Annotated in this window: 21 protein-coding genes; 12 read left to right on the plus strand and 9 right to left on the minus strand. The window is 65.7% G+C overall.

What is annotated here, in order from left to right; genetic code table 11:
* From ACSFB7_RS32500 to ACSFB7_RS32515, 4 genes are all read left to right on the plus strand, one after another.
* On the plus strand, positions 1–354 hold a 354-nt coding region (locus ACSFB7_RS32500; RefSeq protein WP_435476458.1), incomplete at its 5' end, for a dihydrodipicolinate synthase family protein.
* A complete protein-coding gene (locus ACSFB7_RS32505; protein ID WP_435476459.1) occupies positions 351–806 on the plus strand; it encodes a RidA family protein in 456 nt (151 codons plus the stop codon). The genes ACSFB7_RS32500 and ACSFB7_RS32505, both read left to right, overlap by 4 nt.
* Positions 796–1380, plus strand: a complete 585-nt coding sequence (locus ACSFB7_RS32510; protein WP_435476460.1) for a malonic semialdehyde reductase — start codon at positions 796–798, stop codon at positions 1378–1380. Before ACSFB7_RS32505 ends, ACSFB7_RS32510 begins: the two co-directional genes overlap by 11 nt.
* 201 nt (positions 1381–1581) lie before the next feature.
* Positions 1582–2022, plus strand: a complete 441-nt coding sequence (locus ACSFB7_RS32515) for an HU family DNA-binding protein (RefSeq protein ID WP_435476461.1) — start codon at positions 1582–1584, stop codon at positions 2020–2022.
* An 88-nt stretch (positions 2023–2110) separates the two neighbouring features.
* Here ACSFB7_RS32515 and ACSFB7_RS32520 read toward each other — a convergent pair whose 3' ends face one another.
* The 3 genes from ACSFB7_RS32520 to ACSFB7_RS32530 form a co-directional block, all read right to left on the minus strand.
* Entirely contained in the window at positions 2111–2263 is a 153-nt protein-coding gene (locus ACSFB7_RS32520; RefSeq protein ID WP_435476462.1) for a hypothetical protein, read from the minus strand.
* Between the two features lie 198 nt (positions 2264–2461).
* Positions 2462–3751 carry a DUF418 domain-containing protein gene (locus ACSFB7_RS32525; protein WP_435476463.1) on the minus strand — a complete coding sequence of 430 codons (1290 nt, stop codon included), beginning with the start codon at positions 3749–3751 and terminating at the stop codon, positions 2462–2464.
* A gap of 166 nt (positions 3752–3917) precedes the next feature.
* A complete protein-coding gene (locus ACSFB7_RS32530) occupies positions 3918–4994 on the minus strand; it encodes a helix-turn-helix transcriptional regulator (RefSeq protein WP_435476464.1) in 1077 nt (358 codons plus the stop codon).
* A gap of 59 nt (positions 4995–5053) precedes the next feature.
* Between ACSFB7_RS32530 and ACSFB7_RS32535 the strand changes: the two genes are divergently transcribed.
* The 3 genes from ACSFB7_RS32535 to ACSFB7_RS32545 are packed head-to-tail and all read left to right on the plus strand — an operon-like array spanning position 5054 to position 7198.
* Positions 5054–6049 (plus strand): Bug family tripartite tricarboxylate transporter substrate binding protein, encoded by a 996-nt coding sequence (locus tag ACSFB7_RS32535; protein ID WP_435476465.1) that lies wholly within the window; start codon positions 5054–5056, stop codon positions 6047–6049.
* A gap of 12 nt (positions 6050–6061) precedes the next feature.
* Positions 6062–6763, plus strand: coding sequence for an aspartate/glutamate racemase family protein (locus ACSFB7_RS32540; protein ID WP_435476466.1), 702 nt, complete (start codon positions 6062–6064; stop codon positions 6761–6763).
* A gap of 42 nt (positions 6764–6805) precedes the next feature.
* A complete protein-coding gene (locus tag ACSFB7_RS32545) occupies positions 6806–7198 on the plus strand; it encodes a Rid family hydrolase (RefSeq protein WP_435476467.1) in 393 nt (130 codons plus the stop codon).
* A 135-nt stretch (positions 7199–7333) separates the two neighbouring features.
* Here the strand turns inward: ACSFB7_RS32545 and ACSFB7_RS32550 are convergent, their stop codons facing one another.
* The 4 genes from ACSFB7_RS32550 to ACSFB7_RS32565 all read right to left on the minus strand — a co-directional run bounded on the left by ACSFB7_RS32550 (position 7334) and on the right by ACSFB7_RS32565 (position 9437).
* On the minus strand, positions 7334–7693 hold the full coding sequence (locus ACSFB7_RS32550) for a hypothetical protein (protein WP_093238857.1): 360 nt from the start codon (positions 7691–7693) through the stop codon (positions 7334–7336).
* Between the two features lie 102 nt (positions 7694–7795).
* Entirely contained in the window at positions 7796–8179 is a 384-nt protein-coding gene (locus ACSFB7_RS32555) for a roadblock/LC7 domain-containing protein (protein WP_435476468.1), read from the minus strand.
* A 23-nt stretch (positions 8180–8202) separates the two neighbouring features.
* A complete protein-coding gene (locus tag ACSFB7_RS32560; RefSeq protein ID WP_435476469.1) occupies positions 8203–8727 on the minus strand; it encodes a GTP-binding protein in 525 nt (174 codons plus the stop codon).
* Positions 8724–9437, minus strand: a complete 714-nt coding sequence (locus ACSFB7_RS32565) for a hypothetical protein (RefSeq protein ID WP_435476470.1) — start codon at positions 9435–9437, stop codon at positions 8724–8726. The genes ACSFB7_RS32560 and ACSFB7_RS32565 overlap by 4 nt, the downstream gene beginning before the upstream one ends.
* 417 nt (positions 9438–9854) lie before the next feature.
* On the opposite strand from ACSFB7_RS32565, the gene ACSFB7_RS32570 reads away from it, so the two are divergent.
* On the plus strand, positions 9855–10439 hold the full coding sequence (locus ACSFB7_RS32570; protein ID WP_435476471.1) for a BPSL1445 family SYLF domain-containing lipoprotein: 585 nt from the start codon (positions 9855–9857) through the stop codon (positions 10437–10439).
* Between the two features lie 42 nt (positions 10440–10481).
* On the opposite strand, the gene ACSFB7_RS32575 is transcribed toward ACSFB7_RS32570, so the two are convergent.
* The gene (locus ACSFB7_RS32575; RefSeq protein WP_435476472.1) at positions 10482–11315 is read right to left on the minus strand and encodes a plasmid replication/partition related protein; all 834 of its coding nucleotides are present in this window, start codon (positions 11313–11315) and stop codon (positions 10482–10484) included.
* A gap of 30 nt (positions 11316–11345) precedes the next feature.
* Positions 11346–12152 carry a 4'-phosphopantetheinyl transferase family protein gene (locus ACSFB7_RS32580; protein ID WP_435476473.1) on the minus strand — a complete coding sequence of 269 codons (807 nt, stop codon included), beginning with the start codon at positions 12150–12152 and terminating at the stop codon, positions 11346–11348.
* 322 nt (positions 12153–12474) lie between these two features.
* Between ACSFB7_RS32580 and ACSFB7_RS32585 the strand changes: the two genes are divergently transcribed.
* From ACSFB7_RS32585 to ACSFB7_RS32600, 4 genes are all read left to right on the plus strand, one after another.
* Positions 12475–13008 carry a sigma-70 family RNA polymerase sigma factor gene (locus tag ACSFB7_RS32585; RefSeq protein WP_435476586.1) on the plus strand — a complete coding sequence of 178 codons (534 nt, stop codon included), beginning with the start codon at positions 12475–12477 and terminating at the stop codon, positions 13006–13008.
* Between the two features lie 121 nt (positions 13009–13129).
* Entirely contained in the window at positions 13130–13378 is a 249-nt protein-coding gene (locus ACSFB7_RS32590; RefSeq protein ID WP_435476474.1) for a DUF4880 domain-containing protein, read from the plus strand.
* Positions 13379–13587: 209 nt separating this feature from the next.
* Entirely contained in the window at positions 13588–13848 is a 261-nt protein-coding gene (locus tag ACSFB7_RS32595) for an MbtH family protein (protein ID WP_435476475.1), read from the plus strand.
* Complete coding sequence (locus ACSFB7_RS32600) at positions 13848–14594, plus strand: thioesterase II family protein (RefSeq protein WP_435476476.1); 747 nt, start codon at positions 13848–13850, stop codon at positions 14592–14594. The genes ACSFB7_RS32595 and ACSFB7_RS32600 overlap by 1 nt, the downstream gene beginning before the upstream one ends.
* The last annotated feature ends 54 nt before the right edge of the window (positions 14595–14648 follow it).

Here is a 14648-nt window from a genome sequence, read left to right on the forward strand (position 1 = left end):
TTCCCCGGCTTCAGGATCTTCCCGGCCTCGGAATCGCTGCTCGAGAAGGCCTTGCCTCTGGGGGCCGCCGGCTGCATTTCCGCGACGGCCAATGTTCAGCCGCGAACCATCGTGAATGCCATCGAGCAATGGGGTTCCGATGGTTTTGCGGGCCTGCAGGCCGAGGCGAACGCGGTTCGTTCGCTGTTCCAGCGGCATCCCATGATTCCCGCGCTCAAGTACGTGGTCGGCGAAGCAATGGGCGACCCGGGGTGGCGCAACGTGAGGCCGCCGCTTCGCAGTGCCACCGAGGACTGGGCAGGAACGCTGGCATCCGACCTGGCCGACCTGAATTTTTCGATGGTCGCGCCATGACAGTCACCGAGCGCACATCCAGCTTGCCCCCGCCTTTGGGGAAGTACCCGCGCTTTCGGCGCGCCGGTGAATTCATCTACGTCTCCGGGGTGAGCGCCCGTCTGCCGGACGGCTCGATCGACGGGGTCGTCAACCAGGGCGGCGTGGTTCTCCGCGATGTGGGTGTGCAGGCCCGCAGGGTCATTCGCAACGTCGCCGAGGTTCTTCAGTCGGCCGGCGCGACCCTGGCGGATTGCATCGATATCACTGTCTTCCTGACGCGCCCCGAAGATTTCGAGGCGTTCAACCGAATTTACGGCGACTGCTTTGTGGCGGATGGGCCGGCGCGAACCACGGTCATCGTTCGTGGGTTGCCGCACCCCGACATGGTCGTCGAGATCAAGGCCGTGGCCTGGCTGCGGCTGTCGCCAGCGGCGGATTCGCCTGAGCGAGAGGTCGCGCATGTTGGATGAACGCGCGCTGAAGCTCCTGTTCCTGGAGGCCCGCAGCCAGAACGGCTTCCTGGACAAGCCCGTCGACGATGCGACGCTGGTAGCGCTGTACGAGTTGATGAAATTCGGCCCGACCAGCGCGAACTGCAGTCCTCTGCGCGTGGTCTTCCTGGCCTCACGGGAGGCCAGGACGAAGCTGTTGCCTGCGTTGAGCCCCGGCAATGTTGAAAAGACGATGTCGGCCCCCGTGACCGCGGTGCTGGCGCATGACACCCGCTTCTTTCGTCGTGCGGCCCAGTTGTTTCCGCACCGGCCGGCGATCTTCGACGGATTCGCTGCCGATGCGGCGCTGGCCGCAACCACCGCATTTCGCAACGGATGCCTGCAGGCAGCCTATTTGATGATCGCGGCACGCGCACTCGGGCTCGACTGCGGGCCCATGTCCGGCTTCGACGAAGCGGCGGTCAATCGACTGTTTTTTCCGGACGGCGACGTGCAGGTCAACTTTCTCTGCAACCTGGGCTACGGTGACGCGAGCAAGATTTTTCCAAGACTTCCGCGGCTCGCGTTCGAGGATGCCTGTTCCATCCGATAGGCTCCTGCAGGCCTTCCGATGAATGAAAGCCATCTATTCAACGCATCGAAACGATCCCCGCCCGATGACTCGAAGGGCCTTTGAATCGCGTCCTTTACATGAACGCCCGCGCAGTCGAATAAACTCCGCCCCGCTTGCAGCTTGCATTCGTTGCTGCGCCGCCATAGGCAACATGGCGAATTAAACCTATTAGGAACTCAGTTGAACCGCATCGAACTCGTCGAAAAAATCGTCACCGCCCACAACGTCAGCAAGGCAGAAGCCGCGCGCATCCTGGAGACCGTGACCGGCTCCATCGTCGCCGCAGTGAAGAAGGGTGACCCCGTCCAGATCGTCGGCTTCGGCACCTTCAAGCAAGTGGCGCGCGCCGCACGCTCGGGCTTCAACCCCAGCGCCGGCACCAAGATCAAGATCGCCGCACAAAAGGTGCCGAAGTTCGTGCCGGGCGCTGCCTTCAAGGCCGCCGTGGACCCGAAGGCTGCCAAGCGCAAGGCCGACAAGGCCGTGACGGCCAAGCCAGCAGCCAAGCCGGCTGCCAAGGCTGCTGCAAAGCCCGCTGCCAAGCCGGCAGCCAAGCCAGCCGCAGCGAAGAAGGCTGCCGCACCCGCCGCCAAGAAGGCCGTGGTCGCAAAGAAGAAGTAATGCATTGCGGCCCCGTGCCGCATGTGCAGAAAAAGGAAACGGCCCCTCGGGGCCGTTTTTTCATGGGCGTGGCACAAGCCAAGCGGCCTCAGTCGGGCTGGATGACGCCTTCATCCAGGTAGCGCTGGTACTCCGCGATGGGGATCGCGGTGGTCTGCGTGCTGCCGGCGTCACCCCAGCTCAGCACAGCGCTGTCTGGTGCGAGTTCGACCTCGATGGGTCCTTGGGGAATGAGGATCAAGGGGCCGTCTCCGGCGCGGTACTCAACATTTCCGGTGACTTTCGCGTTCGCTGGCATGGGTTCTTTCCTCAGGGTGTGGGGGGCGGGCACACCAGCTTAGCGCGTCGGCGTGAATTCCGGGTCATCGGGCCGCGGGAATGTTTGTAGGTCTGCTGGCCATTCGCACCGGTGTGCGCGGGCGGTCATGCCGCCGGGCGCTCAGGCCGCGGCTAACAGCCGCATGGGCTGGGGCTTTCCGTAGACAAGGCTGCGCCACAGCCATTCAGCCGGCCCGAACCTGAAACGGGCCAGCCACCAGCAACTGAACGCAGCCTGCAGCCCGAAGATGACGACGCTGCAGGCCACCACGCCCACGAGTCCGAAGCGCGGCCCGGCGCCCAGGCCGATACCGTAGAACAGGCCCAGGCCGAACAGCGTCTGCGCGAGGTAGTTGGTCAGCGCCATGCGTCCTGTGGGCGCGAGCTTGCGCAGCCAGCGGCGCCATGAGGCTCGCTGGAACAGCAGCACGAAGGCGGCCATGTAGAACAGGCCCTGCGCCAGCGGCGCGAGGTGGCGCAGCAGGCGCGTCACGACATTGCCCGCACCGCTTCGCAGCCACCCGACGGCCATGCCCGTGGTGCCGTGGTCCCGCAGGAGCAGCAGCACCGTCGCAACGACACTCACGGCCAGGCTCGCAGCCAGCAGGCGAACCCAGAAGCGCCGATGCGCGACCGACTCCTGCAGCACGCCCGCACGGCCGATGGCCACGCCAATCAGCAACCGCCCGAAGACGAACAACGGCAGCCACCACACGGCGATGCGCATGCGCATGTCACGCGTCAGGTTGCCGTCGAGCATCGTGGACCACTGGTCGCTGCCGAAGGCGGCCAAGGCGCCCGCCGCCGATTGGGCAGGGCTGATCTGCGGCGGCAGGTGGCCCGGCAGCACCGGCTGCAGCAGCACCGGCATGGCGACAGCCACGAACACGCCCAGCGCGGCCAGCATGCGCGGCGACAGTCTCGTAAACGCGAGCAGCACCAGCCCGAACACCGCGTAGTAGCGCAGGATGTCGCCCCACCAGAACAACCACGCATGAACGAGGCCGATGGCCAGCAGCACCAGCATGCGCCGGACGTACCGGCGCGGTCCATCCGCTGCGTCCGTCGAGCGGCGCATCTGCATCGCGAAGCCGACGCCGAACAGCAGGGAGAACAGCGTGATCGAACGTGCATCGACCAGCAGCTCCATGGCCATCTCGATGGCACGGTCCCATGCGGCGGTGGGCAGGGCGCTCCGATCCGCAGGCGTGAGAAATTCGAAGAGCGAGAAGCTGCGCAGGTTGACCATCAGCACGCCGAACAGCGCGAAGCCTCGCAGCGCATCGAGCAGTTCAAGGCGGCGAACGCCGGCTGCCGGCGATGTGCGTGCGCGGGTGGGCTCGGCGCCGGAACGGGTCAACGAGCCACCGGCGCTCGAATAGCGCGGCAGGCTTGTGGGGTTGGGTGTCATGGGGTCGCGTTGTGAGGGTGGGCGCACGGTCGCGAATTGCCGAGCGAAACCGACCACGCCATGTCCGCGATGCTATGAATCAGCATTGCATGAACATTGCGATTTCTTGCAGGGCGTTGCATGCCCTACCAGGGCGTTGCCCAAGCCCGGGCAGAGCCCTTGTTCGTCAGGCTCCGGCGTTGGCCGCTGGCGCTTGCCGCAGCCGGTACTCGCGCGGTGTTGCGCTGTGGTGCTGACGGAATGCAGCGGTGAAGCGGCCATGGCAGGCCCACCCCGCTTCGGCTGCAATGGCTTGCACGCTGAGTTGCGTGTCGCGCAGCAGGCGCGCTGCCAGCGCCATCCGCTCGGCCATCAGAAGGCTGTAGACGGTGGTGCCTTCGGCTTCTCGCACATGTGCCTGCAGCTTGACGGCGCGCAGGTCGAGCCGCCGTGCAAGTTCATCGACGGTCCATGCACGCGCGGGCGCGTCGCCGAGCAGCGCGCGCAGCCTGCGCACCGTGGCGGCGGCCGCGTCGCTGCCGTCGCCGTTGTCCGAGCGTGCAGGGCGCAGCAACTGGTCGAGGTCGAGCAACACGCAGGTCAGCAGTTCAGCGGCACGCGCATGGAACAGCGGCACGAAAGCAGGGCGGTCGGTGGGTTCGTCGCTGATGCGCGCCAGGCAGTCGCGCACGCGCGGCGTGAGTGCCGCGTTGCACAGCACGCGGCCGTCGTCGCGGTCGACCAGCTCGCTCATCCGCCGTGCGGGCAGCCGCACGCCCAGTGCATGCAGCCAGCGCGGCAGCAGTTCACGCCGCAGGCGGAACTGCACGAAGTTGTTGCGGCAGGCGCCGGGAATATGGATGAGGTAGCCGCCGTCGCGGTTCGGCGTACGCAGCAAGGCGCGGTCGACGCGAAAGTCCAGCGGCCGGCCCTGCGTGCTGCCGATCTTGCCGGTGATGTGGCCCGAGAGAAAGAAGGTCAGCAGCAGCTCGTCGCCCGGAGGGAGCTGCACATGCAGGTCGTCGTTGAGGCGGAAGTCGAAGTAGAGCGCGCTCGCACCTTCCCACGGTGAGGTGCGCAGCCGCAGGATGCGGCCGCCGTCGCGGGGCCAGCACACCTCGCGGCTGGCGCCGTCGTGCAGGGCCGGAAGCGCGAGCGGGCGATCGGTGGGCAGTCGGATCAGCGCGGCATTGAAGTCGTCTTCGCGCAGCGCGGCGATGAACGGGGAGGGTTGGATCGGCACAGTCTGCGGTTGGATCGGCATAGAAAACCCTGCCCTGCGGCGTTAGCGTTGCAACACTTTGGTTTGAACGGAGTTTATGGATGAACGCTCGACGTGTCTGCCGGTTTCTGGGGCTCCAGCTGGCCTTGCTCGCAGGGCTGGTTCCGGTGCTTTCCAGCGCACAGGGCGCCTCTTCGGCATGGCCCACGCGGCCGATCCGCCTGGTGGTGCCTTTCGTGGCGGGCGGTGGTGCCGATGTGGCGGCGCGGCTGATTGCCGCCAAGCTGCAGACGCAACTGGGCCAGCAGGTGGTGGTCGACAACAAGCCGGGCGGCAACACGCTGATTGGCGCGCAGGAGGTCATGAAGGCGCAGCCCGATGGCTACACGCTGCTGTGGTCCATCGACCAGACCTTCGTGCTCAACCCCTCGCTCTACAACCGGCTGCCGTACGACCCGCGCAAAGACTTCACGCCGGTGGCGCTGGCGATCACTTCGCCCACGGCCGTCATCGCACGCACCCAATCAGGCAGCGTGGGCGATCTGCATGAACTGGTGAAGCGCGCCAAGGCCGACCCCGGAAAGATCAACATCGGCGCGGCCGCGATCCTGTCGCAGATGGCGCTGGAGGAGTTCAACCGCAGTGCCGGCATCGAGACCACGCGCGTGCCCTACAAGGGCAGCGCCGAAGTGGCGCAGGCCACCATCGCAGGCGACATCGACGCCGCCTTCGACGGCATGGCGCCCTATGTGCAGTTCGTGAAGGCGGGGCGCGCGAAGATCCTTGCCGTGACCTCAGCCCGGCGTTTTTCGGGCCTGCCCGATGTGCCCACACTCGACGAGCTGGGCTACAAGGGCGTCGACTTCTCCGTGTGGTTCGGCGTCGTCGGGCCGGCGGGGCTGCCGCCCGAGATCGCCAGGCGCATGGGCGAAGGCATCGACTGGGCCATCCGCCAGCCCGACGTGGTCGAAAAACTGCTGGTCTTCGGCTTCGAGCCGGCCGGGCAGACCGGCGCGGCCGCACTCAAGACCCGCATCGACAGCGACCTGGCCCGCTACAGCCCGGTGATCCGCCGGCTCGGTTTCAAGCTCGACTGAAGGAGACGCACCATGAAAGTCGCGGGCCTGATCGGAGGCGTCGCGTGGCCATCCACGCTCAGCTACTACCGTTTGTTGAACGAGCACATCCAGCGCGAACTCGGCGGCCTGCACTCGGCCCGCTGCGTGATCGTGAGCCTGGACTTCGCGGGCATCCATGCCGCCATGACGGCGGGGCGACGCGACGATGCGCGCGCGCAGATGGGAGCCGCGGCGCGGCAGGCGCGCGCCGCTGGCGCGGAGTTGATCGCGATTCTTGCGAACACCGGGCACTTTGCTGCCGATGCAGTGCAGGCGCAGGCGGGTGTGCCGCTGGTGCATGTGGCGCGCGAAACCGCCGATGCCGTGGCGGCCTGGCATCCGTCGATGCGTCGCCTGGGCCTGCTGGCGACGAGCTTTGCACTCGACGCGCCGTTCTTCGGCCAGATGCTGGGGGAGGGCGCGGGCTTCGAGCTGGTGCTGCCCGATGCGCCGCAGCGGCGCACGCTCGACACGGCGATCTTCGGGCCGCTGGCCCGGGGCGAAGTCGACCGCGCGGACGCCGCCATGGTCTCGTCGCTGTGCCATGCGCTCGTGGCGCGCGGCGCCGAAGGCATCGTGCTGGGCTGCACCGAACTGAGCGCCGTGCGGCCCTGGATCGGGTGCCCCGCGCCCCTCTTCGATTCCACCGACATCCACGCCCGCGCCATCGTGCGCGAAATGATCCGGCCCTGAGCCGGCCCCTGCTTTTACAGAGAAAGAAAGAGAGACCACCGCATGCAGATCGCCGACTTTCCCCTGCCCTTCGTCAACGCGCCCTACAGCCGCGCGATGTTCGACGACGAATGGATCTTTGTCTCGGGCACCATCGGCATGGACTACGACACGCAGAAGCTCGCGGTCAGCGCCGAAGACCAGACCCGCCTGATGGTGCGCAACATCGGCAGGTACCTGCAGGCCTGCGGCGGGCAACTGGAGCAGATCGTCAACTACACGCTGATCGTCGCGGGGGCCGAGCACCTGGGCGCGGTGGTGAAGACGCTGTCCGAGGTGCTGCCCTGCAAGCCGACCGGCACGGCCATGCTGGCCGGCATCGCCGTGCCCGAAGCGTGGGTGGAAATGCAGGTGATTGCGCGCAAGAGCCAGCCGGTGAGCGGCGGGCGGTCATGACGCGGTCCACGATGGCCGTGGACTGAAGCGCTTCAGCAAGCGGGCACCTTGCCAGGGTCCTGCGCTTCCTGCCATCGGCTCTCACTTCCGCAGCCGTCCCGGAACGATCCGGTCGGCTGCGGCTGCCGGTCTCTCTCAGACCGTCAGGCCCTGCTCCACGTCCAGCGTCTTGCGGCGTGCCAGTGCAAGGTTCGACTTGGCCTTGTCGAGCACGAGGTACACGAACAGGCCTTCCTTCTTCAGCATCGGGCGGATGATGTGGTACTGCTTGCCAAGGGTGATGAGGATGTCTTCGATGACATCGTTCAGGCCCAGGTCGCGCATGGTCCTGAGCTTGGCGCGGACCACTTCGGTGTTGCCGGCGGCGGCCACTTCGAGATCGACGCCCGAGCCGATCTGGCCCAGGATCATGCCGCTGCTCGAATCGACCAGCGCCGCGCACAGGGCACCGTCGCAGGTCATCAGGTCGTCCATGGATTGCTTGATATTTGCCATCGAGATCTTTCCTAGTCCCTCGCCCCTGAAAGTCGGCAGCCACCCGGGCGAAGAGATGGGCGGCAGCCGGAGTCGAAACGGTGTGTCGGGCGCGCGGCGCGCTCAGGCGTTCTGCAGCGACAGCGTCGCCTGCTTCGCGAAGTAAAGGACCTGGCCGATGATGGCGTCGCGGCCGGCGACCACGCTCACGATCAGCGTGACCTCGGGGTGGCGGGCCTGCAGCATCAGGATGTGGCCGTGGGTGGCCTCGATGGTCACGTTGTCGCAGTCGCCCAGGTGGCTCTCTTCGCCCGCGACGGCACCCAGCGCGGCCAGCGAACTGGCGATGGCGGACAGGCGCGCCACCTGCGCGGTGTTCTCCACGCGGGCTGCCAGTTCGAGGCCGTCTTCCGTTGAAATGACCACCGCCTTCACGCCCTTGATCTCACGCATCAGCGTGTCGATGGCGGATTCGGCGGCGAGCTTGATTCTTGGAGTTATGTTCATGGCTGCTCTGGAATGTGGGGAGTTCAGGTTTCGAGTTGAAGCAGCAGCAGCTCCAGCAACTGGACGACTTGTGGCGGGTCGGTGACGTTGGCCGGCAGCACGGGGCACAGCACGCCCTTGATCTCCATGTGCCGGGCGTAGGCATCGATGCCCGGTTTCGGATGCGTTTCCATGCGGCCCACCGCCACCACGCAGGAGGTCTGCGCGATCAACTGGGCAAAGCCGTCAAGGTAGATGTCGAGATCGGCCAGCGGGTCGGGCCGACTGTTGTCGATCAGGATCACCACGCCGAGCGCGCCGCGACCCAGGATGCGCCACATGAAGTCGAAGCGCATCTGGCCGGGCGTGCCGTACAGGCGCAGCTTTTCGCCGTTGTCGAGCGTGAGTTCGCCGTAGTCGAGGCCAACGGTGGTGGTGGCTTTGGCGACGGAGGCGTCGTTGTTGCGCACGTCGGTGCTTACCGGCGGTATCTCGCTGACGGCCGCGATGGCGGTGGTCTTGCCGGCGCCCATGGTGCCGGTGAAGAGGATCTTGTGTTCGACGGTCATTTGTGCCCTGTCGGCAAAAGGCCGAGGCGGCTGCGGATGCGGGCCAGCAGGCCGGGCTGCACCGGGTCGCGTGCCAAGGCTGCGGGACGGCTTTCGACGGGCGGCGCTTCAGGCGTCGGCGCGGAGGCCGGCGCCTGGCGGGTGCTTTCGAGCAGGTCGGCACGCCGCAGGTCGAGCAGGAAGTCCAGGCAGTCCTGCTGCGCGAAACCCGAACGCTGCTGCAGCAGAAGAAGGGTGGTGGGCCGGCCGGTCATCAACGTGGCGAGCCGGATGCGAAGAGGCGCTTCGAGCAGGGCGGCATGCGGCCAGCGCAGCAGGCGAAATTCGTCGTCTTGCCCGATGTGTCCGGCCGACGAGGCCAGGCCCAGTCCGCGGGCATGAACGACCATGGCGCCCAGGCTGTTGAGCGTGTGCTCCAGCACGTCGGCATGGAGCGGCAAGGCCAGGAAATGGCCGCCGCGCTGCGGGTCGACCAGGCCGACGGCCAGCACCGGCACCGCCTTGGCCGGGTCTTCTTCCGCTGCCAGCGGCTCGCCGACGACCCGCAGGTCGGCCGATCCGGCCTTCCACGCCCAGTGTTGATGGGTCCGGTGGTCGAGCAATCGCACCAGGGACCTGAACAGCAGCTCTTCCCGGGGCGGCAACCCCTCGACGCTGAAACTCAGCAAGGCGCGTTGGCCTTTGGTCGCGGGGTTGGCTGCTGTGGTCATGACCGGCGCGTGCAGCGAATGGGGGCGAAGGGGTGGCGCCGGGCGAAAGATTCACCCGAAACCAAAAGCACCAACTTGGGGCGAACAAGCCGGTTTGATGGCGACTCAAGGCTCTCTGTGGGGAATTTCGAAGATGGAACGCGCATGGCGTGGGTCGAAATGAGAACTAAAGTTTTATCAATATGTGTGACGTCGAAAATATAACACTTGTTGCAAATAAAAACACTAGATTACGAAAGGTAGGCGTGGCTCGATTTCCGATGCGCATCGGATACGCATTCGCCGACGGCCTGACTTCACGTAGGCCGACTCCCCAAGTCCGATTTGCCATGGTTTCCCGGAACTAGCATGGGTTTCAGCTGCCGCAGATGGCAGTGATTTCTTCGTCGATCCATGTTCTTTGCAAAGGATTTCGTCATGAACACCATGAACCTCCGCACTCTTGCGCTCTCGTCCGCCGTCGTGATCGGCAGCCTTGCCTTTGTCGGCTGCACCACCACGCGGCCGCAGGATCAGGCGAGCAGCACGTCCTCGCGCGCATCCATCGATGCCCAGGTCAATGCGTCGTTGTCCAGGCTGTATGACTCGGTGCCCGGATCGCGCGAGCTGGTTGCCAAGTCGAGTGGCGTGCTGGTGTTTCCCGCCGTCGTCGGGGCCAGCATGGGCGTGGGCGCCGAATATGGCCGCGGCGCGTTGCGCGTGAACGGCCGCACGCAGTCGTACTACAGCACCACCGCGGGCTCGATCGGCTTCCAGGCCGGCGCGCAATCGAAGGCGGTGGTCTACCTGTTCACCACGCAGGCGGCGCTGGACAAGTTCCGCAACAGCAAGGGCTGGACGGCCGGCGCGGATGCGACAGTGGCTGTCGCGACCATCGGTGCCAACGGCAGCGTTGACACCAACACGATCCGCCAACCGGTGGTGGGCTTCGTGATGACCAACGTGGGTCTGGAAGCCGGCGTCTCGCTGTCGGGCGCGAAGATCAGCGAGATCCAGCTCTGAGCAAGCGCTAAGCAGCCTGCCTGCGCAGGCTGAGTGAGATCGTTACTGGCCGAGTTGCGCCCGCAGCTCGGCCACTTGCCTGCGCAGGGCTTCGTTTTCGACCGTGAGTTCGGCCACGCGCTGCTCCAGCAACTGGGTGGCGTCGGGCTTGGCCTGCGATTCGTCAGCATCCGCCTCGGGCGACTCTTCACGCGGCTTCTTCTTCGATTCGCGCACGCGCTTGGCAGCCTGCTTGAGCTCGTCCTTGCCGGCGTTCGCGGCGAAGACCTGCTCTTCGGCCGGCAGGGTTGCGACGGCCGCAGCGGTGTTGATGGAAATGACACCCGACTTCACCGCAGCCACCAGTTCAGGCGCGGCCTGCTTCTGGATTTTCTCGATCATCCCGACCTGGCTGCTGCTCAGGCGCGCGGCCTTGGCGATGGCTTCGCGGCTGTTCATGGGGGCCTGCGGCGGCATGGCGGGGGCGTCGGCGGATGCTTCGCCTGCTGGCGTGTCGACGTCGAACGGTGCGTCGGAGGAAGAGGGCTGCTCAGCCGATGAGGCGCGGGCACGCTGCTCGTCGACGATGTCCTTTTTTCTCAGCGCCAGAACACCGCGCAGGAAGTCCGAGATGCTGCGCCGGCCCAGGTGCTGGTCGATCATCCAGAGGTGCACGTCATCGATGCTCTTGAAGCGCGTGTTCTGCACCGTCTGAAAGGGCAGGTCGTGCTTCTTGCAGATGCCGTAGCGGTTGTGGCCGTCTACCAGCACGTCGCCCCACAGCACCAGTGCGTCGCGGCAGCCTTCGGCGAGGATGCTCCGTTCAAGTGCTTCGTGTTCCTCCGGAGTCAGTGGATCGATATAGGCTTTGAGTTCTTCGTTGACGACGATGTTCATGGGGAGGGGATCGGGGAGAGGGGCAGGATTTTAGATGGGCGCGCTTTTGCGGATCGCGCAAGCCTCCAACGGCCTCTCCCATTGCAGCGGTGCGACCTCGCGGCACACGATGCGTGTGGTGATCGATTTTTCGGGCGCGGCGCACAGGGCCACCAAGTGCTCGGGGGTCGGCTGGAACTGCCAGAAATGCCAGCGTTGCGCGGTGTCGTCGCCTGTCGAATCCGCGAGCGCGAATTCGATGGTGCTGTCGTTGTCGTCCAGCGCAAAGCTGAAGCTGTCGAGCGGTATCTGCAGGCCCATGCCGCGTGCCTTGATGTAGCTCTCTTTCAGGGTCCACAGCGCGAAGAAGCGTTCGGGTTGGAGAGCCGGTGGCAATGCACCCAATGCCTTGGCCTCGATGGGCGAAAAGAAGTGATCGGCAACGTCGAGTGCAGCCTTGCGCCCGACGTTTTCTGTATCGACACCCAGGTCGATATGCCGCGCAAGCGCCAGCACGATGAGGCCGTCGGTGTGGCTCAGGTTGAAGTCCAGGCTGTGGCACTCATCAACGATGGGCGTTTCGATGCGGGGACGTCCGAAAGGGCCGGCGGTGAAACGCCAGGCATGTGCGTGCACCGGCGCATAGCGCGACAGCACCGAGCGCACCAGCGCGCGCGTCAGCAGGTAGCGGTAACGGTCGCTCGCGAAGTGAAAACGCTCCTGCTTCGACAACTCGTCCGGGGTCAACAACGCGCGCAAGGCTGCAATCTGCGCGGGGCTGTCGGATTTGCCGTGGGGGCAGAGCCAGAGGTGAATGTCGCCCGCGGGCAAAGGAATGAGAGGGGCGGCGCTTGGCATGAAGGAGCCGCGGCGCATTGGCCGCGATCGCAATTTCTTGCGGATGATGACATGGCGCGAAGTGGACTATCATCGCGATCCCCCGCATGAGCGATGCCGGGCTCCGCGTTTTCAGCGGATCTCCGGGCCACCTGATTCGCATTGCCGAATGCTCCCGGGGTCCTCACCACACTCGTTTAAAAGTTGATCCCGAAGGGTCATCAAGATGACTCGAAATCCGCATATAAATAGAAATGATTCTTATTTAGATTTGTCCATCGAAAGTAGTAAATCGGACTTGCGGCCCGTGTCGGCTCGCTCACAGGAGGAAGAGGTGTTGAACATGCCAGTGCATTCGTCCGAGCCTTCGCTCGGGGAGGTATTCATCGCCAACCGGCCCCAGCTTTGGCGCGTTGCGCGCAAGATCGTCAACACGGCGGACCTGGCCGACGATGTCGTGCAGGACGCCTACCTGAAGATCGTCGATGGCCCTTGCGTCCGGCATGCCGACCGTCCCATCGGCTATTGCTGCCAGGTCGTGCGCAACATGGCGCTGGACTACTGCCGCCGTCACCGCGTCGAAGCAAGCTATCGCACCTTCGACGTGGACGTGGAACTGCTCGACGTGCCGGGACCCGCCACGCCCGACCGCATGATGTGCGAGCGCCAGGTCATCGCCGCCATCGACAAGGTTCTCTCCGGACTCGCTCCGAGAACGCGGCTGGTGTTCGAGCTCTACCGCCTCGAAGGCCTGACACAGCGCGAGATCGCATCGCGCCTGGGTTGTGCGCTGGGCCTCGTGAACGGCCTGATTGCCGAAGCCGCAACGGCAATCAAGTCCTGCGGCCATCTGCTGCTCGAAAGCGACGGACGTTAGAGGCCGGCCGTCGGGCGCGGAAAGAGAGGCCGGCCCGTTTCCCGCGAGAATGCGCGGATGCGTGCATTGGCAGGGAGCGTTCAAGATCCGGCCAGCACGGACAACGCGAGCGGCCTCAAGAATGACTCAGGAAAAAGACGATCCCATCTGGAACACCGCGTGGGATTGGGTGCAGCGCGAACACGACCGCGAGCGCTTCGATGACGCAGCACGCCTCGAAATGACGGCCTGGCTCGTGGCCGAGCCCGCGCATCGCCGTGCCTACGACAGGGCGGCGCAGCTCTGGCTGCTCGCGGGCTTCGTGCCACCGGCCAATGACCTTGGTGACGGCGACGAATCGCCCGACGCCGGGCCTCCATCCAGCCACTGACCCCAGGCGCCTTGCGAACGCGCGCCGTGCCGCGCGTTCCTGCTCCTGCCTCGCCGCCAAAGCCGGCGAATGCGATCGTGCCCGCAGGTGCATCGTGAAATGAACAGATTGGCCCGCGAAGCGTCCTGTTGGCAGGGGCGCCGCGATTCGATGCGGTCCACGACCGGCCACCGGGCGCTCCTTCTGTTCAATCACACAAGGATGCACCGATGTCGACCAGTTGCTTTGACCGCGAAGAAGAGACCTTCATCGTCCTGGTCAATCACGAAGACCAGTACTCGATCTGGCCCCACTGGAAGGCTGTTCCCGGCGGATGGGCGGCCGTCGAGGGGGTCAAGGGCGACAAGAAAACCGTCCTCGCCTACGTCGAAGGCCACTGGACCGACATGCGGCCCAAATCGCTGCGCGACTGGATGCAGCAGCAAGAGTCGCAGGCCGGCGCGCCGGTCGCGGGGAATGTGGCTGTTTGATGACTGCGCGGGCGCCTCTCACGCTGTTGTGCCTGCCGTGCGCCGGAGCGAGCGCCATGATGTATCTGCGTTGGCGCCGTTTCCTGCCGGCCTGGGTCCATCTCGTGCCGGTGGAGTTGCCGGGGCGCGGCGCCCGCATGGGCGAGGCCTTCGTCGAAGACTTCGATGCCTTGGTCGCCCGGCTGTGCGCCGAGCAGGCCACGGCAATGCACGGCAACTTCGCGATCTTCGGGCACAGCATGGGCGCGTTGCTGGCGCATGGCGTCGCCCGAAAGCTCCAGGCATTGCAACGGCCCTTGCCGCGCGCATTGCTGGTGTCCGGCTGCGCAGCTCCTTCGCGGCGCAATCCTGAGCGCTTCGACGGCAAGGAAGACGACGCCTCCCTGATCGCCGAGCTGCGCAAGCAGGGCGGCACGCCCGAGGAAGTGTTCGCCAACGCGGAACTCATGCGCATCACGATGGATGTGATGCGTGCCGACTATCGCGTCTGCCGCAGCTACAAGCACGGCGATGCGGCGAACCAGCTCCCGCTGCCCGTGCATGCCTTCGCCGGGCGCGAGGACGACATCGACGCGCAAGAGATGGCCGCCTGGTCGAAAGAGTCCGGCGGCTTCTTCACCCTGGACTGGTTCGAGGGTGGCCACTTTTTCCTCCGCCAGCACGAGGCTGCGTTTCTTGCGGCACTCGCGCAGCGGCTGGGCCAGGTCGTCTCGGGAGTCGGCCTTGCGCCCCGTGCCTTCGCCTGAACCGTCCTTGGCGGACGCACACATCTTGAAGCCGCGGTGCCTTCGGCGCCGCCT

The organism is Variovorax raffinosi, from assembly GCF_051216615.1.
Lineage (GTDB): Bacteria > Pseudomonadota > Gammaproteobacteria > Burkholderiales > Burkholderiaceae_C > Variovorax.